We start from the raw sequence: 2100 nt of genomic DNA on the forward strand, positions 1-2100 counted from the left end.
AACACCCCCAAGGACGGCCAGGTACCCAACAGCCGACACCCCATGGCCGACCGCGACGACCTCCTCATCGCCCACGTGACCGGGTTCAACGAGCTGTTCTGGGACACCGGCGCCACCCGCACCACCGTGGTGGACCACGGCATCGTGGCGCCGACGGTGGAGTACTCCGGCGAGCTGGACCGGCTGGCGGTGGTGATCAACGAGCCGGTACGCCGGTGGCGGGTCACCGGGACGGACCTGCTGCCCCGGTTCGCCGAGATCGCGCCGCTGGACGTGTTCGGCATGGGGGTGGCCGGGCTGGCCGACCGGTTGGGCCTGCCCGCCGACCGGGTCACCGCGCACGACGACGTGCCGCAGGCCCGGATGCACACCGAGCTGGCCCGGCGGCGGGCGTACCTGCACCTGTGCCGGTGGACCTCGCTCGGGCTGAGCCTGATCGAGGCGATGGCGATCGGCATGCCGGTCGTCGCGCTGGCCACCACCGAGGCGGTGACGGCGGTGCCACCGGGAGCCGGCGCGCTGTCCACCCGGGTCGACGTCCTGCTGGACGCCGCCCGCCGGTTGATGGCGGAGCCGGCGGAGGCGCGCCGGGCGGGCGCCGAGGCCCGCGTGGCCGCGCGGGACCGCTACGGGCTCGACCGTTTCCTCGCCGACTGGGACCGGCTGCTGGAGGAGGAAGTATGCGCATCGCGATGATCTCGGAGCACGCCAGCCCACTCGCCATCCTGGGCGGCGAGGACGCCGGTGGCCAGAACACCCACGTCGCCGAGCTCTCCGCGGCGCTCGCCGCCGCCGGGCATAACGTGCGGGTCTACACCCGCCGCGACGCGGTGGACCTGCCCGTGACGGTACGCAGCCCGGACGGCTACGACGTGGTGCACGTGCCGGCCGGGCCGGCCGAGCCGGTGGCCAAGGACGCGCTGCTGCCGCACATGAAGGAGTTCAGCCGGTGGCTGGTCGACCGGTGGCGGAGCGACGACTGGGTGCCCGAGGTGGTCCACGCGCACTTCTGGATGAGCGGCCTCGCCGCGCTGGCCGCCAGCCACCAGACCGGCGTGCCGGTGGTCCAGACGTACCACGCGCTCGGCACGGTCAAGCGGCGCTACCAGGGCGTCCAGGACACCAGCCCGGCCCGCCGGGTGGCCTACGAGCGGGAGCTGGGCCGCTCCGTCGACCGGGTGATCGCGCAGTGCCAGGACGAGGTCGGCGAGCTGGTCCGGATGGGGGTGCCGCGGTCACGGATGACCGTCGTCCCGTCCGGGGTCAACCTGGCCACCTTCGCCCCGCTCGGCCCGGCCGCCGACCGCGAAGCCGGCCGGCCCCGGATCCTCACCGTCGGCCGGCTGGTGGAGCGCAAGGGCTTCCAGACCGTGATCCGGGCGATGGCGCTGGTCCCGGAGGCCGAGTGCGTGGTGGTGGGCGGCCCGCCGGCCGGCCTGCTGGAGACCGACCCGTACGCCCGGCGGCTGCGCGCCCTGGCCGGCACCTGCGGGGTGGCCGACCGGGTCCGCCTGGTCGGCGCGGTGCCCCGGGAGGAGATGGGGCGCTGGTACCGCTCCGCCGACATCCTGGTGGCCGCCCCCTGGTACGAGCCGTTCGGGCTCACCCCGCTGGAGGCGATGGCCTGCGGCGTGCCGGTGGTGGGCACCGCCGTGGGCGGGATCAAGGACACCGTGGTCGACGGGGTCACCGGGGACCTGGTGCCGGCCCGGGATCCGCGGGCGCTCGGCATCGCGCTGCAACGCCTGCTCGACGACCGGATCCGCCGGTTCGCGTACGCCACGGCGGCGCTCGAACGGGCCCGGCGGCGCTACTCCTGGGCGGCGACGGCGGAACGGCTGGTGGAGGTCTACACCGAGGTGGCCGCGGTGCGCCGGCCGACCCGGGTGGTGGCCTGATGGCGGCGGGCACCCTGCTCGACGCCCACCTGGCGAACCTGGCCGCGGCGCTGCTGCCGTACCGGCAGTGCGAACAGTTGCTGGCCCGGTGGGGCGAGACCCTGGCCCGCCGGCTGGTCGACGGGGGCCGCCTGCTGGTGGCCGGCAACGGCGGCAGCGCCGCCGAGGCCCAACACCTCACCGCCGAACTCGTCGGCAAACT

The 2100-nt window shown here is 75.3% G+C and carries 2 protein-coding genes and 1 pseudogene; all 3 read left to right on the plus strand.

Annotated features, from left to right (window positions below; all coding sequences use genetic code 11):
- Positions 1-696: glycosyltransferase family protein (locus ACVCAH_RS37770; protein WP_447140995.1), on the plus strand; the 696-nt coding region annotated here is incomplete at its 5' end.
- A complete protein-coding gene (locus ACVCAH_RS37775) occupies positions 681-1898 on the plus strand; it encodes a glycosyltransferase (protein WP_447140996.1) in 1218 nt (405 codons plus the stop codon). The genes ACVCAH_RS37770 and ACVCAH_RS37775, both read left to right, overlap by 16 nt.
- Positions 1898-2100, plus strand: a pseudogene (locus tag ACVCAH_RS37780) (phosphoheptose isomerase); the annotation flags it as partial. The gene ACVCAH_RS37775 and the pseudogene ACVCAH_RS37780, both read left to right, overlap by 1 nt.

The organism is Micromonospora sp. LZ34 (genome assembly GCF_052981855.1).